This is a genomic window from Sulfuricella sp. (genome assembly GCF_035531155.1).
Lineage (GTDB): Bacteria > Pseudomonadota > Gammaproteobacteria > Burkholderiales > Sulfuricellaceae > Sulfuricella.
The window spans coordinates 156,450-179,713 of sequence record NZ_DATKTK010000003.1 but is presented as its reverse complement, the minus strand read 5'-3'; the positions used below and the strand labels follow the sequence as shown (position 1 = coordinate 179,713).

Annotated in this window: 27 protein-coding genes; 7 read left to right on the top strand and 20 right to left on the bottom strand. The window is 58.1% G+C overall.

All coding sequences use genetic code 11. The features are described 5' to 3' along the window. Positions 1 to 133: 133 nt before the first annotated feature. From VMV64_RS01005 to VMV64_RS00980, 6 genes are all read left to right on the top strand, one after another. A complete protein-coding gene (locus VMV64_RS01005) occupies positions 134 to 1,321 on the top strand; it encodes an OmpP1/FadL family transporter (protein ID WP_325328079.1) in 1,188 nt (395 codons plus the stop codon). Between the two features lie 36 nt (positions 1,322 to 1,357). After that, positions 1,358 to 1,864, top strand: coding sequence for a hypothetical protein (locus tag VMV64_RS01000; RefSeq protein ID WP_325328078.1), 507 nt, complete (start codon positions 1,358 to 1,360; stop codon positions 1,862 to 1,864). A gap of 228 nt (positions 1,865 to 2,092) precedes the next feature. After that, complete coding sequence (locus VMV64_RS00995) at positions 2,093 to 3,292, top strand: c-type cytochrome (RefSeq protein ID WP_325328077.1); 1,200 nt, start codon at positions 2,093 to 2,095, stop codon at positions 3,290 to 3,292. Positions 3,293 to 3,353: 61 nt separating this feature from the next. Continuing rightward, positions 3,354 to 3,914: a DUF3365 domain-containing protein gene (locus VMV64_RS00990; RefSeq protein ID WP_325328076.1), complete on the top strand. Its 561-nt coding sequence runs from the start codon at positions 3,354 to 3,356 to the stop codon at positions 3,912 to 3,914. A gap of 16 nt (positions 3,915 to 3,930) precedes the next feature. Further along, on the top strand, positions 3,931 to 4,437 hold the full coding sequence (locus VMV64_RS00985; protein ID WP_325328075.1) for a hypothetical protein: 507 nt from the start codon (positions 3,931 to 3,933) through the stop codon (positions 4,435 to 4,437). A gap of 20 nt (positions 4,438 to 4,457) precedes the next feature. Beyond that, positions 4,458 to 4,679 (top strand): DUF2892 domain-containing protein, encoded by a 222-nt coding sequence (locus VMV64_RS00980; RefSeq protein ID WP_325328074.1) that lies wholly within the window; start codon positions 4,458 to 4,460, stop codon positions 4,677 to 4,679. Positions 4,680 to 5,121: 442 nt separating this feature from the next. On the opposite strand, the gene VMV64_RS17315 is transcribed toward VMV64_RS00980, so the two are convergent. The 18 genes from VMV64_RS17315 to VMV64_RS17310 form a co-directional block, all read right to left on the bottom strand. After that, on the bottom strand, positions 5,122 to 5,328 hold the full coding sequence (locus VMV64_RS17315; protein WP_414718804.1) for an ATP-binding protein: 207 nt from the start codon (positions 5,326 to 5,328) through the stop codon (positions 5,122 to 5,124). Between the two features lie 8 nt (positions 5,329 to 5,336). Then, a complete protein-coding gene (locus tag VMV64_RS00975; protein ID WP_325328073.1) occupies positions 5,337 to 6,425 on the bottom strand; it encodes a histidine kinase dimerization/phospho-acceptor domain-containing protein in 1,089 nt (362 codons plus the stop codon). Next, entirely contained in the window at positions 6,425 to 7,198 is a 774-nt protein-coding gene (locus VMV64_RS00970; RefSeq protein ID WP_325328072.1) for a response regulator, read from the bottom strand. Before VMV64_RS00970 ends, VMV64_RS00975 begins: the two co-directional genes overlap by 1 nt. A 68-nt stretch (positions 7,199 to 7,266) precedes the next feature. Then, a complete protein-coding gene (locus tag VMV64_RS00965) occupies positions 7,267 to 7,416 on the bottom strand; it encodes a hypothetical protein (RefSeq protein WP_325328071.1) in 150 nt (49 codons plus the stop codon). 4 nt (positions 7,417 to 7,420) lie between these two features. Continuing rightward, the gene (locus tag VMV64_RS00960; RefSeq protein ID WP_325328070.1) at positions 7,421 to 7,918 is read right to left on the bottom strand and encodes a hypothetical protein; all 498 of its coding nucleotides are present in this window, start codon (positions 7,916 to 7,918) and stop codon (positions 7,421 to 7,423) included. 14 nt (positions 7,919 to 7,932) lie between these two features. Continuing rightward, entirely contained in the window at positions 7,933 to 8,367 is a 435-nt protein-coding gene (locus tag VMV64_RS00955) for a cytochrome c (protein WP_325328069.1), read from the bottom strand. Position 8,368: 1 nt separating this feature from the next. Next, a complete protein-coding gene (locus tag VMV64_RS00950; protein WP_325328068.1) occupies positions 8,369 to 9,496 on the bottom strand; it encodes an ABC transporter permease in 1,128 nt (375 codons plus the stop codon). An 11-nt stretch (positions 9,497 to 9,507) separates the two neighbouring features. Then, positions 9,508 to 10,632, bottom strand: coding sequence for an ABC transporter permease (locus VMV64_RS00945; RefSeq protein ID WP_325328067.1), 1,125 nt, complete (start codon positions 10,630 to 10,632; stop codon positions 9,508 to 9,510). Then, positions 10,629 to 11,585, bottom strand: a complete 957-nt coding sequence (locus VMV64_RS00940) for an ABC transporter ATP-binding protein (RefSeq protein ID WP_325328066.1) — start codon at positions 11,583 to 11,585, stop codon at positions 10,629 to 10,631. Before VMV64_RS00940 ends, VMV64_RS00945 begins: the two co-directional genes overlap by 4 nt. Beyond that, complete coding sequence (locus VMV64_RS00935; RefSeq protein ID WP_325328065.1) at positions 11,582 to 12,517, bottom strand: ABC transporter ATP-binding protein; 936 nt, start codon at positions 12,515 to 12,517, stop codon at positions 11,582 to 11,584. Before VMV64_RS00935 ends, VMV64_RS00940 begins: the two co-directional genes overlap by 4 nt. After that, positions 12,514 to 13,377, bottom strand: coding sequence for an HD-GYP domain-containing protein (locus tag VMV64_RS00930; RefSeq protein WP_325328064.1), 864 nt, complete (start codon positions 13,375 to 13,377; stop codon positions 12,514 to 12,516). The genes VMV64_RS00935 and VMV64_RS00930 overlap by 4 nt, the downstream gene beginning before the upstream one ends. Continuing rightward, the gene (locus VMV64_RS00925; protein ID WP_325328063.1) at positions 13,374 to 14,378 is read right to left on the bottom strand and encodes an HlyD family secretion protein; all 1,005 of its coding nucleotides are present in this window, start codon (positions 14,376 to 14,378) and stop codon (positions 13,374 to 13,376) included. Before VMV64_RS00925 ends, VMV64_RS00930 begins: the two co-directional genes overlap by 4 nt. Further along, entirely contained in the window at positions 14,375 to 15,883 is a 1,509-nt protein-coding gene (locus VMV64_RS00920) for a TolC family protein (RefSeq protein WP_325328062.1), read from the bottom strand. The genes VMV64_RS00925 and VMV64_RS00920 overlap by 4 nt, the downstream gene beginning before the upstream one ends. A 740-nt stretch (positions 15,884 to 16,623) precedes the next feature. Further along, the gene (locus VMV64_RS00915) at positions 16,624 to 17,529 is read right to left on the bottom strand and encodes a sulfite exporter TauE/SafE family protein (RefSeq protein ID WP_325328061.1); all 906 of its coding nucleotides are present in this window, start codon (positions 17,527 to 17,529) and stop codon (positions 16,624 to 16,626) included. Next, positions 17,526 to 18,707: an MFS transporter gene (locus VMV64_RS00910; protein ID WP_325328060.1), complete on the bottom strand. Its 1,182-nt coding sequence runs from the start codon at positions 18,705 to 18,707 to the stop codon at positions 17,526 to 17,528. The genes VMV64_RS00915 and VMV64_RS00910 overlap by 4 nt, the downstream gene beginning before the upstream one ends. A gap of 121 nt (positions 18,708 to 18,828) precedes the next feature. Beyond that, entirely contained in the window at positions 18,829 to 19,752 is a 924-nt protein-coding gene (locus VMV64_RS00905) for an MBL fold metallo-hydrolase (protein ID WP_325328059.1), read from the bottom strand. 2 nt (positions 19,753 to 19,754) lie between these two features. Then, positions 19,755 to 20,186: a cytochrome c gene (locus VMV64_RS00900; RefSeq protein WP_325328058.1), complete on the bottom strand. Its 432-nt coding sequence runs from the start codon at positions 20,184 to 20,186 to the stop codon at positions 19,755 to 19,757. 103 nt (positions 20,187 to 20,289) lie between these two features. Then, entirely contained in the window at positions 20,290 to 20,436 is a 147-nt protein-coding gene (locus tag VMV64_RS17310; RefSeq protein WP_414718801.1) for a helix-turn-helix domain-containing protein, read from the bottom strand. 227 nt (positions 20,437 to 20,663) lie between these two features. On the opposite strand from VMV64_RS17310, the gene VMV64_RS00895 reads away from it, so the two are divergent. Continuing rightward, positions 20,664 to 20,987, top strand: a complete 324-nt coding sequence (locus VMV64_RS00895; protein WP_325328057.1) for a helix-turn-helix domain-containing protein — start codon at positions 20,664 to 20,666, stop codon at positions 20,985 to 20,987. 85 nt (positions 20,988 to 21,072) lie between these two features. Here the strand turns inward: VMV64_RS00895 and VMV64_RS00890 are convergent, their stop codons facing one another. Both VMV64_RS00890 and VMV64_RS00885 read right to left on the bottom strand, forming a co-directional pair. Further along, on the bottom strand, positions 21,073 to 22,107 hold the full coding sequence (locus tag VMV64_RS00890) for a thioredoxin family protein (protein ID WP_325328056.1): 1,035 nt from the start codon (positions 22,105 to 22,107) through the stop codon (positions 21,073 to 21,075). A 152-nt stretch (positions 22,108 to 22,259) separates the two neighbouring features. Then, on the bottom strand, positions 22,260 to 23,264 hold the full coding sequence (locus VMV64_RS00885; RefSeq protein ID WP_325328055.1) for a class 1 fructose-bisphosphatase: 1,005 nt from the start codon (positions 23,262 to 23,264) through the stop codon (positions 22,260 to 22,262).

The window sequence follows — 23,264 nt, the reverse complement described above, 5'->3', positions numbered from 1 at the left end:
CCAAACTGTTTCGTTCGGGAAATAGCGGAGGAATTGCCACGAGTTAATATTCGTGAAATTCAAAAAAAATTTAGCCGGCGAGGTTGCAGGCTGAAGGTGTCGCTTTATTCAACCATAAAAGGAGGGTTAAGCAATGAAACGTAAAGCTTCAGCAATCTGTGCCAGCGTGCTCATCTCGGGCACGGCTTTCGCCAACAACGGCGACCAGATGGTGGGTTATAGCGCCATTTCCAATGCCATGGGGGGGGCTGTTGTGGCCATGCCACAGGATGTCACCACCGCTCTCAGCAACCCGGCTGGACTGTCCTATCTCAACATGGGGAACGACAAAACCCGCTTTGACATGAATCTGTCGTTACTTAATCCGAAACGCAGCATGAACGGAGTGGATAGCGACAGTAACGCATACATCATGGCAACCGGTGGCTTCGCCTTTCAGAGTGACTTATTTGGCCGGGACTTTACCATCAGCGTCGGTGCCTATCCGATATCCGGCGGCGGCGTGGACTTTCCGGCCGAGGCATTTAAGTTGGGCAATTCCAATGCTGCAGTTGTTGCCAGTCGAGTGTCATTGCGCATCGGCCCTGCCATCGCATACAAAGTCAGCGACAAGCTGTCAGTCGGCGCCAATCTGAGTCTGGCGGTCAATCAGATGTCGATCAAGAACTTCGATATGTCCACCCTACCACCTAAATCCATGAACTTCCCGAACGATGTCGCTTATGGCGGCTCTTTCGTCCTTGGGACGATCTATAAGATCAACGACCGCACTAACTTTGGTGCTGCTTACACAAGCCGTTCATACACAGAGGATCTGGAGTGGAACATGGATGACGGTAAATGGCGTCTTTCATTCCAGGACCCTCAGACCGTCTCGATCGGCATTTCCCACCAGATGACCGAGAAGCTGCTTCTGGAAGCCGACCTGAAGTGGCTCAATTACAGCGACGTGCGTACTACAGCCACGCTATATGGCCCGACGGCTTCGAAAACCAAGACCCTGGCCTACAACTGGAGCGATCAGAACGTGCTGGCGCTGGGCGCCAAGTACCGTTTGTCCGACGGCATCGTGCTGCTGGCCGGTTATAACTACGGCAAATCGCCGATCGACGAAAAAGATATCAACAACAATGCCGGCGTCACCGCCATCGTCGAACATCATCTGTCGGCTGGGGTAACAGCCAAGGTCAGCAAGAATTCATCTCTCACCTTTTCGCTCAGTCATGGCCTCAAGAATGAAATGACTGCTAGCGTCGGCACCCCGACCAAGGTGAGCTTCGAGACCAATCTCGCAAGCATGCAGTTTACCTACCGTCACTAAAAACAAAGAGTTCTCACACACTTATCACCAGAGGAGATGAAGAACAAGATGGAACATCACACATTTTATTTTTTACAAAAGAAGCTATTCCCCGCGGCACTGGTCGGCGCGCTTGCTCTGGCGACAGCCGGTTGCATAGGTCCGACGATGAGCCCAGTTGTGCCCGATACGAACTGGAATACCAACTATGAGGACGCCTTGAGTCCCCACACCCAACTGGCACTGGGTGTCATGAAGGCACTCAAGGATGACCCCAATGCGGTCCCGTCTGGTAGCCGCGCTGAAATAGCACGCCATTGGCAGAAGCTTGCCAACCTGATTGGAGCAAAGGCGTCGCCGGCAGATATCAATAGCGCTCGGCTTGAGGTGGAGCATGCCTTGGGTAAGAGCTTGGTCACCCAGATCAAGGCAGAGCAACCGACTCGGGGTGACCTGATGGGATTCATGATGTCGAGCGGCACAAGGATTCCAAAAGGTGGCATGGCGAGCCTCAACCCTGATCACGTCGCCGCCACCAAGGTAGTGGAGGCACTGAATAAATAGCAACCGAAGAACGGGGAATTGTCGCCATCGGCGTGCTTCGCAGATCGGTGACCGGCTATCGCACTGGCCAAGGCCATCTGCAAAACCACTTAATTGATTGATAATTTAGAGGATTAAACTATCGAGAAAACTTACTGACTGTCTACTACCAAGGTGCATCTGAGGCCGGCCTACAACGGCTTCAAGCAAGAAAATGACTCAGAAATCTGATAATTAAAGGAGAAATAAGTGAATAAATATACTTTAGCTACCCTTGCCGCAATCATGCTACCAGCCTCAGTCTGGGCAGCAGATGCACCGTCATCGACAGCATCAAAAGCGGTGATGGCCATGAAATCGGCCAGTTCTCACGCAGAATCGCTCACCCCGGTAGAAAATCTGGCCCTGGGTACCGCACTGTTGCTGGCCAACGAGAGAGACGCGTTCGAAATGCAACAGGTTTTCCGTCTGGCGCTCTACTTACGTCCGCTGCGCCGCCTGTATGACCCCAATCCAGCCTTGGTGAGGACTGGCGAAGACCCGAATGTCGAGAAGGTGTATATGGATCGTATCAAGAACACGCTCAAGCCGGAACTGATTGCGCGCATCGACGCAATGAATCTTACATGGAAGGACATGGAAAAGTATCTGGAGAAGCATGGCGCACTATTTGGTGTGGATTGGAGAAAGACGCCCACCTTTGCCCTGCTTGAGTACGCGGTAAACGACTACCATGAGCAGATCGCTCCGCCGAACACAATCGCGGCAAAAGACAAGCCTGCATACTTCATCGCCGACAGCGTAAAGAGCATCAGCGGCAAGAATCCGGGCGACGGCAAGAAGCTGTTCGAGGGTGTTTGCTCTGCTTGTCACGGCATGGACGGCCAAGGGCGTTTCCCGCCGATTGTAATGAAATCCTACCTGTCACTGCACAGTGATCACGAGCACTTTGAGATCGTCAAGGGTGGACCACCGCAAAAACCCGGCGCACCCGTCGTAATGCCGACCTTCGAAGATAAGCTCAGCAAAGACCAGATTTGGTCAATTGTGAAATATCTGCGCACTTGGGAAAAGGTATGGGCCGATCCGAAGAATGTGCGTCGCGGTGAAGCTGAAACCAAGGCAGCGGGTGTGAAATTCTACAGCACCCCTGAACTTCTCGGCATATGGAAAGCCAAGAACCCCAATGTGGTAATTCTGGATCTGCAGAGCGACATCGCCTACCGCATCATGGGTCATATTCCCGACTCCAAGCACATCCGGCCAGAGGAATTCGACGGAAAGATGAAAACACTGCCGAAAGATAAGGAAATTATCGTCATCGACATGTTCGGTTCACAGGGTCTGGCACCGGCTGCTACACTAGCCAGGGCAGGTTACAAGACCAGCTATCTGAGTGATGGCATGATGGATTGGCATATCGCGCGCGGCTACCAGACCGATTACTAACATGGAGTTTGGGCCACCCCATCCGGGGTGGCCTGCAAACATAAGATTAAGGAGTAACACCATGAATCGATTTGTATTGACAGCGATTGTCGCGGCCATGCTCCACACCTCCGCCTGGAGTGCTGAAGCCCCATCCCCGGACAACATCAAGGTTGTGGCTGGCGGTTATGCCAAGCAGTTGAGATCCGGTCTGATGGAACAGATGAGTAAGAACGGCCCCGAAGGCGGCATAGCGGCCTGTTCAGTAAAAGCAGCTCAGCTGGGCGCTGAAACTTCGACCAAAACAGGTTGGTCGGTAAAGCGGGTGTCCTCCAAGGCCAGAAATCCCCTGGCCATGCCGGATGCTTATGAGCAGGAAGTGCTCAATGGGTTCGAGAAGGAAATCGCCAGCGGCAAGGAAGACGCCAGCCGCTACGAAGTAGTACGTGAGGGAGGGATACGCTATGCACGTTTCATGAAAGCCGTTCGAGTCGAAGCGATGTGCCTAACCTGCCATGGTGGCAGTGAGGTGCCCCCGAATGTAGAGCAGAAACTGTCCGAACAATATCCGCACGATACCGCCCGCGGCTACAAAGTGGGCGACTTGCGCGGTGCACTGTCTATCAAGGTCAAGCTGGATTAGCCAAGAAAGGGAAATAATGAAAATCAGGAACAGTAAACGCCTTGCAGCGTACGTTGCTGCCGTGACCATCATGGCGGGTATCACACTCGAGGCCGTAGCCGCGGAAGACCTCCAACCACTCGGACCGAAACTGACACCACGCCTGAAGCAGATGCTCACCGAGGAAATGCTATCGGTGAAGCAGGCTGTCAAGATGATCCTGGATGGCCTGATCGTCGGTGATCACCCTCTGGTGGCCACCCAGGCGCAACAGATTCACGATAGTTTCATCCTGGAGCGCAGCCTTACCGAGCAGGACAAGAAGGACCTGATGAAGGCAGCAACACCAGAGTTCCTCAAACTGGATGGCGAATTCCACATGACTGCCAAGAAATTGGCTGACGCAGCATTGCATAAAGATTATGAACTGCAACGTTTCTACTACTCGCGTTTGGTAGATAGCTGCCAGAGCTGCCACAGCCAGTACGCCACCGACAAGTTCCCGGCCTTCTCCGGCGCCCAGCCGGAAGGCCATTCACACTGAGACCAGAAAAGGATACTGACATGTCTGTCGATCAAATTGTGCATATTGTCGTTGGACTCGTGGTGTTATCCAGCGTAGTCCTGATGCATTTTTCCAATCCTGCCTGGGGATGGGTGGCTGGAATTGCCGGCCTGAGCCTGGCACAAAGCGGTTTTACCGGTTCTTGTCCGTTGAGCTTCACGCTCCGCAAGCTAGGATTCAAGGACGACAGCAACAGCAAGCAATGCAGCAACAAGCAGTAGCAGTAGCAGTAGCAGTAGCAGTAGCAGTAGCAGTAGCAGTAGCAGTAGCAGTAATAGCGTCTCCTCCAGCATCACCTTTTACTGGCAACCACCTTGGTTGCCAGTTTTTTTATGCCTAGCCTGTTCACACTTACGTATTGGATTGCGCTTACGATGATTTGCTCGCATGATAAGATGTGATATGACAAGCCAATGACCCATGCCATTGGCAAGTAGCGCAACGTGGTAGTGCAGGTATTTGGGCTCAACACGACCCCAGAAAGAAATATGAGTGAGTCCTAGCAGCCTATCGGACTTAAAGGTAATCGGCTGCAAATCCGCCTGGCCGGTCCATATTTTGCCGCTTTTTTGGTCAATAGAACGACTATTGACCTGCAAAACCAGCTAAATCTGTCCTCGCCCAGCCGAATTTTCGCTTCGATTCTTCAAGTCCGACAGGCTGCTAGATTGTCAAACTCGCTATAATGCCGCCGCCATCACGCACCTCTAACGCCAGCAACCAGTTATTGCTGTCCGCCAACTGCTTGGCGATCGCCAAACCCAGCCCGCTGCCACCGGTTACGCTGCTGCGTGACTTATCTACTCTGTAGAATGGCTCGAACACCGCTTCTAGTTCGCCAACAGGAATACCGGGACCGCGGTCTGCAATGCTTATCCTTAGCCTCTCACCTTCGCATACACAGGTAATATGGATGGCCTGTCTTCGCGATAGCGGACCGCGTTATCGAGCAGATTGGTCAGGATGCGGCGTAACGCCATCGGTGATACAAAGCGCACGCATGTGCGGCTTGGCTGCAGGTGAATTTCTGCGCCACCTCGCTTGGCCTCCTCGGTCAGTTCCTCGATGAGTTCGGCCACATCTACTTCCTGGCTCAGGTCGTGCCCTGCGCCACGGCCGAACTCAAGCGACTGATTCACCAGCCGGGTCATGTTGTCTAGTCCGCGCAGCATCCGTTCCAATAGTTCTGGGTCGGCTGACGGCGGAAGCACTTCCAAGGCCAGCCTCATTCGTGCGATGGGAGTGCGCAAATCATGGGCAATACCGGCCAGCAGGGTGGTGCGGCTGGCGAGCAAGGCTTTTACCTGGTGTGCCATCTTATTGAATGTGCGCACAAGATTAACGAGTTCGCTTGGTCCAATTTCCGGCAATGGTTCCGGGATACCTCCTCGGCCGATACGCTCGGCTGCGTCAGATAGCTGGGAAAGAGGCCGCGTCAACCGGCGCACCATGATGAGCGTGGTCACCAGGGTAAGTGTGGTGCCCAGCAGGAGTATCAGAAAAATAGCCAGAGGGGCATGAATGTCGATTCGCTGTCCGGAGAAGCCAACACGCAGACGTTGGCCCTCGGAATAGAAGTCGACCCAGTACCAATCCACTCCATCTTTTTGTTCCACCTTCATCTGAATTGGTCTCTGCGTATGCTCCGCAAGCACCTTGCCCAAGAACAACACATACGGCAAGTACACGGTGGACCTGGGCAAGTTGTCATTTGCTGGGGACAGAATCAGGCCCGACTCCTCCCGCAAGACCTCTTGGAACTCGGCGCGATCGCTTACCGGCAGAGTAGCCCATACTCGAGAGGAAAGCAGCATGAAATCGGCCAGGTCATTCGCGGATCTACGAGCGACAGGTATTAACAGGTAATAGGCAATTACAAGGGTAGTAAATACTTGAAATAGAACCAATACCACAGCAATAGTGAGAGCGGTCTTGCCGAACAAAGTGGCGGGAAGAGGGATACGCATTACCTGGGATCGCTGTCGGGTGTAAACATATATCCTTCACCTCTCACGGTACGGATAAATACCGGTACGACAGGATTGTCCTCAATCTTTCTCCTTAACCTTGTCACACGCACGTCGATGCTACGATCGAACGAATCACGCTCGTAGCCTTTCAGCATATCCATCAGAGCATCGCGGCTCAACATCTGGTTGGGGTGACGAGCAAACAGACAGAGCAACTTGAAATCAGCCGTGGTCAGAGAAATTTCCAGACCGTTTCGGGTCAGGCGGTATGCTTGCACATCCAGCCGGTACGGCCCGAACAGATGCGTCTGTCCTTCCTCGGCACACGTTTCGTGCGTCTTGCCAGCCATACTGCGGCGTAGTAATGCACGAATGCGCGCCAGCAGTTCACGCGCATTGAAAGGCTTGACGAGGTAATCGTCGGAGCCGACTTCCAGCCCGACGATACGGTCGACATCGTCGCTTCGGGCAGACAGCATGATGATCGGCAAATCGCTACTGCGTCGCAGCTCCCGAGCAATGGTCAGGCCATCTTTGCCGGGCAGCATCAGATCCAAGATAACCAGATCAGCTGGCTGGTGCCTGAGATGCTCTTCCATGGCCAGTCCATCGGCGACCGCGGACACATCGAACCCGTTGGTCTGCAGATAGCGCACCAGAAGATCTCGCAACTCCGCATCGTCGTCCACAATCAGCAGGGCACATTTCCGCTCCGTCCTGCAAACAGGCTGGCCAGCCAATACTTCGTGTGCATCAGATTTTGTGCTCATAATTTCCTCTCCTTGAAGGGGCCAGTTTTTGCACCCACCCCACGTAGAAAAATCGAGTATACGTCCTATCACTCGTCAGACATGGATTTCCTTTCGCCCAGCAGCGCCACCCACATCACCAGTTCCTGAACCAACGCGTTGAACACCCGCCAGCTCGTGGCATGTACGATTTCCTCCTGCCTCTCCTCGGCGCTCACCCTGCGTCGGGTTTCCGCCATTGCCTTATTCTACGTGTGTTATCGGGCGCCAGCCGGGATGATCGAAATATGTATTGTAATTCTCCAACGCCTGGTAGATCTTTACCGTGCCACCATGCCGTCCAAGCTGTTTATTCTTGCCCCCCAGGCCGTCGGTACCCTCGATAATGTCAGCCAGCACCAAGTGCAGCATGGCGTCGGCTTCTTTGTCCAATTTACAGCCCGTTACAATGGCGGACAGCTCGGCATTGATCTTCTTGGTCAGCACCCCATACTGCATGGGCTTCAGCTTGTCGTTATGAATCGCCGTCAGCTGCGGTTCAAGCAAGTTGCGGATATGCTCCATGCCCTGGCGCAGGGTTGCATCAGTCTTCCACTTGGCGCCATTGTGCAGCGATAATTTGGCTGCGGCTCCTCCGCCGTGGTGGTGATGGGCGTCTTGCTCGGCCAACGTCTGCGCCGTAGTCAGCGACAACATGCCAGCAAACAGGAGGGTAAACAGGGTTCGGTTGCGGTAGTGCATCGTGGTCTCCTTACTCAGTGGTTGAAATAATCTTGAAACGGCTTTCGAAACTCAGCATGACAGGCCAGGCAGCTCATTTGCAAGCGTTGAAAGGCAGCGATGGTCGCCTCGCCGTTCTTGCCGCGAGCGGTTTTTGCCAAGACAGCCGCCCGCTCCTTGGTATCCCTGTCCAGATCCTTGAAGCGGCCAATGTTACTGCCAAGAAAACCCATCAATTTGAGCTTTTCGCCCAGTGTCGATGATGGATGTGGAGGATCGATCACGGCTAGAGATGCCTTCACCACTTGCTCGTAGTCTTCGCGCGCGATGCCGCCTGCGATAAGCTGCATATTTTTTTCATGCCCCTTCATCACCTTCTCAAGCACCATTTCCTCAGCTGCAAGAACCGATGGTTGAATAACGATAGATATCATCGTGAAGGCCATGAGCTGATATCGTGCGTAGCGCATGTCAGGTCATCCTTTTCTTGAAACGAAGCGAGCTGATGAGCAAAAGCGCGCTGCCCAGCACCGCCAGGGCGGCGAACTGGGGCCACAGGATTTCCCAGCCGCTGCCCTTGAGAAAGATGTCCCGGATAATGACCAGGAAGTAGCGTAGCGGGTTGAGATAGGTGAGCCACTGTGCCGGCTCCGGCATGTTGGAAATCGGGAACATGAAGCCGGACAGCAGCACCGCAGGGAGGTAAAAGAAAAACGACGACATCAGCGCCTGCTGCTGGGTCTGGGAAATAGTGGAAATGAACAGGCCGACGCCGATGGTGGACATCAGATACAGCCCGGATCCGAACAGCAGCAGCCCCAGGCTGCCCTGGATCGGCACGTTGAACCAGTTGATCCCGATGAAAGTGACCACCAGCACATCGATGAAGCTGATCAGCACGAACGGGAGGGTCTTGCCGAGAATCAGCTCGAATGGCCGGATCGGCGTCACCATCAACTGTTCCATGGTGCCGATCTCGCGCTCGCGCACGATCGCCATGGCGGTGAGCAACAGCGAGATCAGCAGCACCACTACGGCGATCACGCCGGGAACGTTGTAATAGCGGCTCTTCAGGTCGGGGTTGAACCATGCGCGCGAACGCAGTTCGATGGGATTGGTCTGCTCCTGCGCCAGTTGTGTGAGTTCTATCGGGGCAGATCGCGCCCGGGAAAATTCCTGGGTGATGCGCTGGGCATAGTCCATCGCCACCGTGCCGGTATTCGAATCGGTGCCGTCGACTATCGTCTGGATCGCTGCCTGGCGGCCGGATTTCAGATCGTCGGCGAAGCCGCGGTTGATCTGGATGCCCACGATCGCCTTGCCGCGGTCGAGCAGTTCGCCCAGCCTTTCTGGCCGGTCGGTGTTATCCACCACGGTGAAATAGCCGGAGGCCGTGAAGCGCTCGATCAGGGCACGGCTCTGCGGACTCTTGTCGAGGTCGCACACCGCGGTTTTGATGTGGTCCACGTCGGTAGTCACAGCATAACCGAACATGATCAGCTGGATCACCGGCATGACGAAGATCAGCGCCTTCATGCGCGGGTCGCGCAGCACCTGGATGAATTCCTTCACCAGCATGCGATAGATTCTTTCCCACATAATGTTCCCCGTCAGGCCAGTTTTTTACGGAACTTGCGCAGAGCGACGGCAAACACCACCACTGCGAACAGTCCAAGGAAGATCAGGTCGCCCGCCACGAAAGAAGGCGGGCTGGCCTTGAGAAAAATGTTCTTCAGCACTTCGACGAAATAGCGCGCCTGCACCACGTGGGTGACCACTTGCAGGAAGTTCGGCATATTGTCGATGGTATAAAGAAAGCCGGAGAGCAGGAAAGCCGGCAGGAAGGTGACCACCATCGCCAACTGGCTCGCCACCAGTTGCGATTTGGCGATGGTGGAAACCATGATGCCAAGACTCAGGCCGCCTACCAGGAACATCGCGGTGACGCCGAGCAGGAAGAGAAAGCTGCCCCGGAGCGGCACATCGAACACCCATACCCCCATCGCCACCGAGAACAGCACGTCCAGTACGCCGATCACAAAGTAGGGTGCCATCTTGCCGAGAAACAGCTCGACCGGCTGCACCGGCGTGGCGATCAACTGCTCCATGGTGCCGCTTTCCCACTCGCGCGAGACGGTGAGCGAGGTGAGCAGCGCGGTAATGACCGTCATGATTACCGCGATCAGCCCGGGGATGATGAACCAGCGGCTTTTCAGCTCGGGGTTGTACCAGACCCGCAGACGGTTATCCACGGCAAGCTCGATTTTTGTTCCCAGGTGCGTCGTGCTGTAGCGGTTGGTGATGGCTTCGGCGTAGCCCATGGCAATGGTCGCGGTATTGGCGTCTGAACCGTCGGCGAGCAGCTGCACCTGCGTGGTCCGGCCCTGCTCCAGGTCGCGCGCGAAGTGCGGCGGAATCACCAGCGCCAGGTGCGCCTTGCCCTGGTCGAGCAGCGCACGCGCCCCAGTGTAGTTTTCCACTGCCGCCACCACGCTGAAGTAGCTGGAGGCCGGGAAGCCATCCAGGTAATTGCGGCTGGCGGCGCTCTTGTCCTGGTCATAGACGACAAGGTTGAGCGTCTTGATATCCATGGTGATGGCGTAGCCGAACAGGATCAGCAAGATCAGCGGCATCAGGAAGGCCATCGCCAGGGAGCGCGGGTCGCGGATGATATGAATGAATTCCTTTTTCACCAGCGCCCACAGGCGGATCCAGGAAAACCCGGATTTTTTCATGCTTTCTCTCCTTGCGCGCGCTGGCAGTCATCGAGTTCGATCAAGGACACGAACACGTCCTCCATCGAGGGGGTGACCTGCTTGATGGACTGCACGGCGAAGCCCTGCTGTGCGAGGAAATCACTCAGCGCTGCGGTTGCCAAGGCCGCGTTGCCGACCACTGCATGCAGGGCGTCGCCGAACAGGGCAACTTCCTGTGCCAGTTTCGAGGCTTCCAGCCGTTCCAGCGCCTCGAACGGACGTTCGACGCGGATTTCCAGAATATCCTCGGGTATCAGGGTCTTGAGCTCGGTGGGCTTGCCGTGGGCGATCATCTTGCCGCGGTAGATCAGCGCTAGCTCGTCGCAGTATTCGGCCTCCTCCATGTAGTGGGTGGTGACGAACACGGTAGTGCCGCTGTGCGACATCTGCGCGATCAGGTCCCAGAAGCGGCGCCGCGACAACGGGTCCACCCCCGAAGTGGGCTCATCGAGAAATACGATCGGCGGCTCGTGCAGCACCGCGCAGCCCAAAGCCAGGCGCTGTTTCCAGCCGCCGGCCAGCGAGCCGGTCAGGCTTTTCCGTTTATTGGTCAAGCCTGCCATTTCCAGCACCCATTCCTTGCGCGCCTTGCGTTTGTCCTTGGGCACGCTGTAAATGCCTGCATAGAAGTCGATGTTCTCTTCCACACTGAGGTCGTCGTAGAGCGAGAATTTCTGCGACATATAGCCGATGTGGCGCTTGATGGTCTCGGACTCGGTCATGACGTCGAAGCCAGCTACCCGGCCCGCGCCTGAACTGGGTAAAAGCAGGCCGCACAACATGCGGATGGTGGTGGATTTGCCTGCGCCGTTAGGCCCAAGAAAGCCGAACACCTGGCCCTTTTCCACGGTGAGCGAGATGCGGTCGACAGCGACGAAATCGCCGAACACCCGACTCAGGTCGCGCACTTCCACGGCGTATTCCGTGCTCATGCCTCTTCCTCCGGTTCCTGGGACACCTGATAGATGAACACGTCCTCCAGCGTCGGCGTGATCGCCTTTTCCGCCAGTACGGCGATGCCGGCCTGTTGCAGGATAGCCTTGGCCTGTTCCGCTTCCGCCTCGTCGCCGGCATAGAGGTGCAGCTTGCCGCCGAACAGGCTGATGCGGTTCCAGCCCAGTTGTCCGGCAAGCGCCTCCCGTGCGACGCGAGGTTGCTCGGTTTCCAGTTCCAGCAGCAGGCCGGGGATGCCTTCTTTTAGTTTCTGCGGTGTGTCGCACTGGATCAAGCGGCCGCGGTGCATCAGGCCGACGCGGGTGCAGCGCTCCGCTTCGTCGAGGTAGGCGGTGGAAACGAAGATCGTCACCCCTTCCTTGAGCATGGCGTAGAGGATGCGCCAGAAATCGCGCCGCGACACCGGATCAACGCCGTTGGTGGGCTCGTCGAGGAAAAGGATTTCCGGCTTGTGGATCAGGGCGCAGGCCAGTCCCAGCTTCTGCTTCATGCCGCCGGAGAGGTCACGCGCCAGGCGCTTTCTGAACGGCGTCAGGTAGGAGAAGCCGAGCAGGCGCTCTTCCAGCGGCTCGCGCTCGCGCCGCGAAACTTCGTACAGGTCGGCATAGAATCGCAGGTTCTCCTCCACCGAGAGGTCACCGTACAAACCGAAGCGCTGCGACATGTAGCTGATGCGGGATTTGATCTGTTCCTCGCCGCCCTGGATGGGAAAGCCCGCCACTGTCGCGCTGCCTTCGCTGGCGGCGAGAATGCCGGTCAGAAGACGCATGGCAGTGGTCTTGCCGGCACCATCCGGCCCCACCAAGCCGAAGATTTCGCCGCGCTTCACTTCCAGGTCGAGTCCGCGCACCGCCCACATTTCACCGAAGGAGCGGCCCAGTCCACTGGCCCGAATGGCAACATCGTTCATGACATCTCTCCGTGCGCCGCGAACAATGCGTCGCGAGCGGGTTTGCAAGTAATCACGGCGACGATTTCGGGATCGAAATGACTGCCCGCGACCTGGGCAATTTCGTCCAGCGCCCGATCCGCGCTGATGCCACTGCGGTAGCTGCGGTTGCTGCTCATGGCGTCGAAGGCATCGGCCACCGCGATGATGCGTGCCGCAAGGGGGATGTCCGTGCCGCGCAATCCGTCCGGGTAGCCGCTGCCGTCAAAGCGCTCGTGGTGATAGCGCACCGCCATAGCATGGCGGCGCAGTGGTGGAATCGAGTGGAGAATGTCGGCGCCGGCGGCAGGATGTTTCTGCACCAAGGCGAATTCCCCGATAGTGAGACCTTCCGCTTTGGTCAGGATGCGATCGGGAATCCCAATCTTGCCCAGATCGTGCAGCAGCGCCGCCTCGCTGACCGAGCCCATCTCGGCTTCCGGCAAGCCCATGGCCTCGGCAATCAGACGGGTGTAACGCGCCACCCTGCGGCCATGGCCGCCGGTGTAGGCATCCTTGAGCGCGAGAGCGCTATCGTAGGCAAGCAGGATAGATTCATAGCCCTGGCGTTTCTCCTGCATCAGACCGACCGCCGTGCGCCGGTTTGCTCGTAGCAAGGCGGCCCATATGGCTGTGGTAAGCAGCAGGTAGACGATGCCGCGCACCAGCAGAGGCATAAATCCGAAACGATCAACCATGTCCAGATATAAAGCTGCTGCCTCACCCACTACCACTATCACTGCGCCAGAAAACAAGTAGAGCAGCAGCATATTGCGGTCGCGCCGCTCCAGACGCTGCAGCATCTGCCTGTCATGATCGAAGAGCTTGGCAGCAGGAATCACCGGGTTGCCCCACCTTCAGCCGCAATATAAACATCAGCCGGCATACCGGGCTTGAGCGTGCCGTCGTGGTTATCCAGCGTCACGTTCACCGCGAATACCAGCTTCACCCGTTCTTCCTGGGTCTGAACGTTTTTGGGGGTGAATTCAGCCTGTGAGGAAACATAGCTCACCCTGCCCGCAAATTTCCGCTCGGGGAAGGTGTCAACCTTGATTTTGGCGACGGCTCCCAGACGCACTTTACCGATCTGGTTTTCCGGGATGTAGACCCGCACCCAGGGCCTGGAAATATCGGTGACCGTCACCACCGGGCGCCCGGCACCGAGGGTTTCGCCCACTTCGGCATGCTTGCGGGTGACCACGCCATCCACTGGGCTGGTTACCTGCAAATCCTCCAAGGCAACATGGGCGGCGGCGACCGCGGCCTGCGCTTCCTCGAATTGCGCGCGCGCGGCGTTGATGGTCTCGGGGCGGTAACCGCTTTGCAGCAACTTGAGCCGTTCCTGCGTGGCGCTTAGTTGCTGGGCGGCCACGTCGGCAGCGGTGCGGTCCTTGTCGCGCCGCTGCTGGCTGGTGGCGCCGCCATGGAAGAGCGCCTCGGAACGCCGGGCTTCTTCTTGCAGATTGCTCAGGTTGGCGCGAGCCTGTTCGACCTGGGCGCGCGCTTCAGCGATTTCCTGCGGGCGGTAGCCCTGTTCCAGATCTTTCAGGCGCGCTTGGGCGGCCTGCTGCGCGGCTTCCGCCTGGTGCAACCGGGCGACAGTCTCGCGTTCGTCGAGCGCGGCCAGCAGTTCACCCGGCTTGACGCCGCTGCCTTCATCTACCGGCCGCTTGATCAGAATGCCCGGCACGCGGAAGGAGACTGCGATTTCGGTGGCATCCACCGTGCCCGAGGCGAATACCGTGCCTTCGTCCGGCCGCGCAGCCCATGGCGCGAATTTCCACAGCACGGCGGCGCCGATGCCTGCGGCGAGGATACCGACGATTACGATCTTTTTGTTCATAGTCTTGCTCCTTGCTGGATAGAGTGCCCCGGAAGGCCCGTTGCGGTGAACCTTTGACGGGGTGAAACATAAGCGTTCAGGGCGATCGGCTCGTCGTCGCAATCCATGCCACAGCGGTGCCATGAGAGGTATTGGGTGAGGGTATGCGGGTCAATTCCGGACGAGGAATGCTCCGCGCCCGATTTTTTGCCCGCGGCTGGCGGCCTGAAGCTGTCTGGCGCGAGCTCGCCGATGGCGCGCAACAGTCGCGCCTGGCTCACGCTGATGTCGTACCCCGCCTGGAGGCGGCTCGCGGTGGCGGCCCAGAGGGCGGATTCGGCGCCGAGCAGGTCAGTGATGGTGTTCTCCCCGCTATGGTAGCGCAGGGTTTCGATGCGCAGCGCTTCGCTGGCTTCGCTTTCGCCCTGGGTGGCCGCTTCCAGCCGGGCGCGGGATTCGGTCAGAGCGCCAAAAGCCTGTTCGACCTCGCTGGCGAGCCGGTTGCGCGCGTCTTCCTGCTGCAAGGCGTTTTGCCGCTGCTCGAGACCCGCCTGTTCCACCCGGCGCTTACGGATGTCGCCATCGAACACGGGCAGGGACAGCTGCACGCCCATCTGCCAGTCGTCGTAGCCTTTCCAGTCGCCGCCAGCGCTTTCCTGCGCCTTGGCCACCAGATTGATTTGCGGCAGCCGGTCGCCGCGGGCAATAGCGGTTTTTTGCTGTGCCGCCTTGCCCATGGCATCGAGCCTTAGAATATCCGGGCGCTGCTGCAAGGCGCGGCCCATCGCCTCTTCGGCCGAAACCGGCAGAACCGGGGCGGTTGCGCCCAGCTCGGACAGAATCGGTGCCGGACCGCTCTCACCCAGCAAAGAGGCCAGCAGCGAGAGAGCATCCTTCTCGCCCTGCGTGACGGACACCTTGTCGTAGCGCGCCTGGGACAGCTGAGTCTGGAGCCGAATCAATTCAAGCCGGGCGGCGCGCCCCTCCCGGATACGCAATCCGATGTCCTTTTCCTCCTGCTGCAGTGCCTTGATGCGGGCATCCAGCACTTTTCCAAGTTGGCGGAAATGCAGCGCCTTGGTGTAGGTGGCGGCGACATTGAACAGCAAGTCCTGCCCGCCGGCGCGCAGTGCCTGAACGGAAACCTCGCGGTTGTGCGCGGCCAGCGCCTCCCCGGCCACCAGCTTGCCGCCGCTGTAAAGGGGCATAGTCAGTGCCAGGCCGAGATTGGCGATATCCCTGTCCATCGGCGGGAAGACGCCCGCCTCGCGGATCGGCGTAACGAAGGTGGGGTAGGCATAGCGGGTGTAAGCCGCGTTCAGGTCGACCTTGGGCAGATGCTGGCTGCGGGCGATGTCCTGCTCCAGCGTTTGCCTGCTGACCTCGACCTGCTGGCTTTTGATTGCCGGGTTGGATTGCGCGGCCCGTTCCATCGCCTCCCACAGGGACAATGGATCCGCCGAAAAAGCCGCTTTTCCGGCGGAAATAAGAAGGGTGAACAGCAGCAACCGTGACAAGGGTTTCATAATCGGATCCATCCTGAATTTTGCTTTCTGCCTGGATTTAAGTAAGTAACCAATTACTACCTTAATTCCGCAAATTGACTTTGTCAACATTTACCGTTGTTTATTTCATACAATAAGATATTTAAATTAGAATATATTTACTTCCGAATACACCCACCACAAATAAGTATCCAAATACTTATTTGTTTTAAACCCACTTGCGGTAACCATGTCCTCACGCCGGTAGCATATGCACTGTCGGGGCGAGAATGGAACTTGAAGTCCGGCACGGTGAATCCGGTGCTCGCGGATTGAAGTCAGTAAACGGGTGCAAATCGGATGGTGGGTAGCTATCGCTTTGCTTCGGTTCGGTAAATTGATCTTAGATCAAACGAAGGTCAGAAGTGATGGCTGGATATCGCTATATCGCTGATGATCCGGACTGAGTATTCTGCTGAACGTGAATGACTAATGGTCATGGCTGCTACACCACCCAAATCATGAATAGCGCAGCGCCGTATCAGGTTTAAAAAGCAGACAAATTCGAGCCGACCGCACCCACTGCAGAATAACCATGGTTTCCACACGTGACAGCATACGGATTATGGATATTGCCATCCGTGCAAGCCTGCGGCCTTGAAGAGCTGCCTGGGGCGAACGGGTGTTGAAACATGGCCGGCGGCGGCATCGAGGCTATCCTCACGCTGCCCAGGCCCTTACCAGCGACAGCATGACGATGAAGATCAAGGCAGCACGCGCAGTCAGCGGAAAAAAGCGTCCGTGTAATGTCCCGCCAGAAGCATCAGCAGTACGCCCAGCAGCAGCTTGAGCGTTCTTTGCGGAACATGCTTCTGGCAGCGGGCACCGAAGTACATCCCGGCGAAACCGCCCAGACCGAATAGCAGGCCTAACCCCCAGTCAGGCTGGGTCACCATTCCCGCCGGCGCGGGAATCAGGCTGTACAACGCCACCCCGGCTACCGAAGTGAACAGCGTGCCGGCTATCGCCGCCCCGGCGATAGCATGCACCGGCAGGCCGAACAAGGCCACGCAGAACGGCGCGATGATGGCGCCGCCACCGATGCCATAGGTACCGCCAATCACGCCGACAACCAGCGCCAGCAGGAACATGGCCGGCACGCTGAATGAAAAGACCTGTTCGCCGAAGGTAAAACTCGCCCTGGCCAGCGAGAACTGGAGCATGCGGATCGCCGTCACGGGCTGGGGCCTGATCGCCTCTGTCCGAGTTTTTTCATGCCGGGGCAGGAATTCAGCCAGCACCCGATAGCCGATATACAGCAGCACCAATCCGGCAAACAGCTTGAAATCGCGCGGATCAGGCAGATACATGACCCGCAGATAATAGCCGATGACGATGCCCGGCAGGGTGCCGGTCACGATCACCCAAACCAGCGGCCACACCATGCGGCCTTCGCGCAGGTAGCGGTAAACACCGCCGGGCGTGGCGACCAGGTTGTAGACCAGATTGGTGGCGCTGACCGAGGGCGCCGTATAGTTGAGGATGCTCATCTGGAACGGCAGCAGCAGAAACGCCCCGGAGATGCCCACCATGGAAGTAAAAAAAGAAATAATGAACGCCACCAGCGGCGGCAGCCACAGCCAGGTGGTCACGCCGGAAACGGAGAAAGTCGCCGTGAACGAATTCACTTCGTACGCCCGGATTGTGTCGGAACCCAGAACTTCAGCAAAAGCGCCGCCAGGATGGCACAACCCGCGGAAAATCCGAACGCCGTTTCCGGGCTGAAGGTCTGCCACAGCCAGCCGAACAGCATAGAGGCAGGAAGCAGCATCACGCCGGCGGTGAGATTGAACCAGCCGTAGGCGGTGCCGAGCAGTTCCTTGGGCGCGAGATCGGCGACCAGCGCCTTTTCCGCACCCTCGGTTGCGGCCATGAACAGCCCATAGAAGGCGAACAACGGCCACAACAGCCACAGATTTTGTCCGTTCAGGCCGAGCAGCAGATAGAACAGGCCGTAAACCGTCCAGCCGCCGACGATCAATCGGGTTCTGCCGAGGCGGTCCGACAGCGCCGACAGCGGCGTGGAAAACAGCATCGCCATGCCCGACGCCAGCGCCCACAGCAGCGGCACCTGGGATTCGGCCAACCCCATTTCCCGAGCGCGCAACAGCAGGAACATGTTGGAGGAATTGCCCAAGGTGAACAGCGCCAGCACCAGCAGGTAGCGTTTGAAAACCGGCGGAAAGCCTTGCATCGTCCAACTGAAAGCCGGCTTGTGTAGTGGCATCTCGCGGTGCGGCTCGCGGATGCACAGCGCCAGGCCGACCGTCATCACCCCTGGCACAAGGGTCCACAGCAGGATGTCGCGGATCGGCATGCCGCGGTAGAGCAGCCAGGCGGCGAGCAACGGCCCAACTACCGCACCGGCATTGTCCAGGGCACGGTGAAAACCGAAGGCCAGACCGCGCTGATGCGGTGCCACGCTCAGCGCCAGCATGGCGTCGCGCGGGGAGGAACGCAGCCCCTTGCCCACTCTGTCGGAAAAGCGCAGCGCCAGTACGACCGGCCAGGAGCCGGCCAGGGCGAGTAGCGGCCTGCCCAGCGCGGCCAAGCTATAGCCGCCCACCACCCAATATTTGGTGGAACGCGTCTTGTCCGCCAGCACGCCGGCAAACAGCTTGAGCAAGCTGCCCGTCGCTTCGGCGACACCCTCGATGATGCCCAGCGCCTTGGGTCCTGCCATCAGCACCGAGGCAAGATACAGGGGCATAAGCGGATAGACCAGTTCACCGGCCGAATCGTTGAAGAAGCTCACCAGCCCCAGCAACCACACGGTGGAAGGCAAAGCGAACAAAGACTTCAGCATCTCAGCGCACCTCCATCATGAAGGAACGTTAAGCAGCGAGGGTTTCTGAATCATCGGATTCCCATTTACTTGGTTTCGCTCTCGGAGCCTTTGAGCAAGCATCTATACTACACTGCCTTGCCTATTCCGCCTCGATCTCCAGGTAAACACGGCTGGCATTGCCGCCTTTCAATGTTTCATAATTCTGCAGGCGGGCGAAACCCTCCTGGTCGAGGCTGTCGATCGCCGCCTGCAAGTCCGCCCCGCCGTCGAACGCCTTCTGCATGTGGCCGCGTAGCAGGCGCAGGTAATCGCGGGTATCGCGTCGCGCCAGGTCGATATCGCACACCCTGCCGTGGCCGGGCACGATCTTGCCGGGCCTGAGCTTCTCCATGTCCTCGAAGGAGGCCAACCAGTTGCGGCTATTGCTGAAGGGCAGCACTCCCAGCAGGCGATCGACGTAAACCAGGTCGCCAGCGAACAGCACCTTCTGTTTTGGCAGCCACACCACGCTGTCGCCCGGCGTGTGGCCGCCGGAGAAAAACAGCAGCCGGATTTCTGTGCCGCCGAGGCGCAGGGTTTCGCGCTGCTCGAACAACCGCTCCGGATAAACCAGCCTGGTGCCGTCCAGCCGTTCTTTCAGATCGGCCCGCAGTGCCTCGAGCTGCGCCCCGGCCCGCTGTTCCATGTCGGCACGTGCCGGTCGCGCGGCGATGATTTCCGCACCCTGCTCCCTGAAATAGCCGTTACCGAGCCAGCGGTGGTCCTGGCCGCCGGTATTCACCACATATTTCACCGGCTGCCGGGTCACTCGCTTGATGGCGCGGTGCATGGCCTGGGCGGCCAGATATCCGGCTCCGCTGTCGACCACTACCACACCGCCAGTGGTGACGATGAATCCGGTGTTGGCGTTCATACCGTAATTTTCATAGGTGCGCCCGCCGGTTTCGCCGATGAAGGCGTAAACGTCGGGCGCCACCTTGACCGGCGTGAGGGTCAGCGCAAAAGCATCGCCCATCGCCAGGCAGGAGAGGAACAGAACGATTCTGGTCAGGCGGATCATCATGTTTATTGAACGCGGTAAGTTGAGTGGCAGGCCACGCACTGCTGCGTCACCTTCGACAGGCTATCCAGGGCGCGGGAGAGATCGCCTTCCTGCGCGGCCATGGCGAAACGGCTTGCGGCATGATGCATCTCCGTGCCGATATCCTGCATTCCCTTGGGCATGTACGGCGCCATGTGCGAGGCGTTGTGCGCGACCATCGAAGTCATTCCAAGCCGGTGTTCGGCGATGTCCGCCGCCTTGTCCAGTTCCGATTTCGCCAGCAGCGACAGAATTTCATTCAGCGCAGCCAGATGGTCACGCATGTTGGAAAGCTGATGCTGCTTCATCATCTCGGGAAAATTGACCTTCTCGCGGGCATCTTCTGCCGCTCCGGCGGAAGGCGGGATGGCGGCAATCAACGCCAGCACGCATACGATTTTAAACGAATTTTTCATTTTCTTGCTTCCTCGGCGCTTTGATCGGGAAGCTCATGTTAAATCAGGCTCCCGCATACCGGATATGACTTTGGTCATATTCAGCAAATCGGGAGAGTGGTGTTCAAGCATTTCTCAGCAACCTCAGTATTTGGCCTTGCCTTTCGATCAACCCGCGCGCTTCCATTTCGTTCAGCGTTCGGTACAGTGTTTCGTGGGCCAAGTTCATTTCTGCCGCCCACGCTTTGAGCGACCCGGGTAAATGGATCACCCCGCTCCTTCGTCGCTTTCAGTCAGAAGATAATACAGCACACGATCGAGAGCGCCTTATCAGGCTAAGCCGCTCAAAATGTCTCCGCAGAGTGCGCAAATTTCCCGCAGTTCCATGGCCCAAGCGAAGGCAAAACTGCTGCCACCCTACAGAAAAGTACGGAACACCTTTGCCGGAATGGTTAACAGCGTTCCCTCTGCCGTGCAAATCGCAGTGTAATAATAAACGTGCGCGAATTGCGGCACTGCATCGAACGCATCTGCATCCTCTCCCCCAACCCCATTCTCACGGTCAGAAACCTCTTCGGCCAGGCAACCGCTCCAAGCGGCAACGGGGAAGCAGCCACGGGCAGCCACACCAATCACCTCCGCGCCACAGAACGGCACTACATCGCACAGGCGCTGACCGCTCACCAGTGGCGCATCAAGGAAACCGCCACCGCCATCGGTATCACCCGCAAAAACCTGTGGGAAAAGATGCGCAAGCTGGAAATCTCGGTGCCGGGAAAGGCACACGGAACCAAACACCTAAGCCAGACGAGCCGGAACTGAAGGGGGTGAGGGGTGTAGAAACGTAGTGGCCAAGCGCTTACGCATCGCTTATCTCCCATCCCCCTCACCCATCACCTAGCGTGGCTCACTTCATCAACTCGACCTGCTCCCCCTTTGCCCGCAGCGCCGCTGCCCGCGCCTCGATGAAGCGCTGGAATTCGGGCTGGCTTCGGTAGGCGCCGGAGGCCACGTAATCCAGGGAAGATGCGAGATGGAAAGGCCGCAGGTAGCCTTCGACCCGGAATACCTCGCGGCCGCCGGCATCGAAGAACACCAGGCTGGGCGTGTAGAAGACGCCGATCCTGCGCGCCCAGTCGCGGGCCGTCAGGGTCTCGCCGCCGGGTGTCTGCACCTGCTCGCGCGAGGCCAGATCAATTTGTGCCACCTGGAATTTACGCAGCAAGGCCGCGACATCGGAGCGGGGGAAGGCCTCCCCATGAAGTTCGTCGCAGGCGGCACATTCCTTTTGCTCGAACAGCACCAGAAGCGGCTTGCCGCCTTTCCTGGCCCCAGCGAGCTTCATGGGTGGCTTCAACTGCCAGGCTTCGGAATGCAGCTTGCCGCTGGCGGGCTCTGTTACGTTCGCCGCCAGATAGTCGGTGAAACTCTGCTTCTTCTCCATGCGCCCACCGGCGAAGTCGAGCGCGGCCGCAAACTTGTGCGGCGGGATGTAGCCATTGAGGCGCAGCGCCACCTCGCCCTTTTCATCCAGCATCAGCAAGGTCGGCGTGAACTGCACCCGCAGGGACTTGGCGAAGGCTTTCTCCGGCGCCGCCTTGCCCGCCATGTCGATCACCTCGCGATCGCCCCAGATATTGATGGCGATGACGTCGAAATTCTGGCGGGTCGTGTCGGCGATGGCCTTTTGGCCGAAATTGTCCTGCAGGAGTTTGGCGCAATAGGGGCAGCCGTCCTGGTAGAAATAGAGCATCACGCGCCGACCGGCTCGGGTGGCTTCCTTCACGTCTTCGCGCAGGTCGAGGAAGGATTCCTTGAACCAGGCCGGCGCCTCGTGGTAGCCGGGGTTCACCATGCCGGGCGCGAGTTCGATCTCGTCAGCGGCGCCGGCAAAATGGCTCCCGAACAGCATGACAAGGGCGAGAATCAGGATTTTCAGCATGTTGTCTCCTCCATTGATTGCTGGGGTGCAAAACTGGAAGCATGACGATGCTGCGGCTCCTTGGCAAGGGTCCAATATCTTGCCCATGCTGGGCGTAAAAAACCGGGCCTTCCGGCTCGGCCCTACGTTTGTTCCCAGCCTGGAAGCGAGGCTCAGGCCTTGTGGTAGGCGACCACGCGCTCCACTTCGTTCTTCGAACCCAGTATCACCGGCACGCGCTGGTGCAGACCTTCCGGCCGGATATCCAGGATACGCTCGAGCCCGGTGGAACTGACGCCGCCCGCCTGCTCCACGATAAATGACATCGGATTGGCTTCATACAACAGGCGCAACTTGCCGGCCCTGGCAGGATCCTTGGTATCCTTGGGGTACATGAAGACACCGCCGCGGGTCAGGATGCGGTGTACCTCTGCCACCATGGAGGCAACCCAGCGCATGTTGAAGTCCCTGCCGCGCGGGCCGGTCTTGCCGGCCAGGCACTCTTCCACGTAGCGCTGCACCGGCGCTTCCCAGAAGCGCTGGTTGGAGGCGTTGATGGCGAATTCCCTGGTGTCCGCGGGGATGGTCATGTTGGGGTGGGTCAGGATGAACTCGCCGATGTCCCGGTCCAGGGTGAAACCGTTCACGCCGTGGCCGGTGGTGAGCACCAGCATGGTGGAGGAGCCGTAGATGGCATAGCCGGCGCACACCTGCTCCACGCCCGGCTGGAGAAAGTCCTGCGTGGATGGCTCGGGGCTTTCGCCCGGACAGCGCAGGATGGAGAAGATGGTGCCGACGGAGATGTTCACGTCCACGTTGCTGGAACCATCCAGGGGATCGAACACCAGCAGGTACTTGCCGCGGGGGTATCGGGCGGGGATCGGGTAGATCTCTTCCATTTCCTCGGAGGCCATGGCGGCAAGGTGGCCGGCCCACTCGTTGGAGCGAATGAAGATTTCGTTGGTGATCACATCCAGCTTTTTCTGGGTTTCGCCCTGGATGTTTTCAGATTCCGCGCTGCCCATGACGCCGATCAGGGCGCCCTTGTTGACGACGTTGGAAATCACCTTGCAGGCGGTGACAACATCGTTCAGCAGGGAGGTGAAATCACCGGACGCACCCTGGATATGACGTTGTTCTTCGATGATGAACTGAGTAATGGTCGTGCCGTTGTGCAT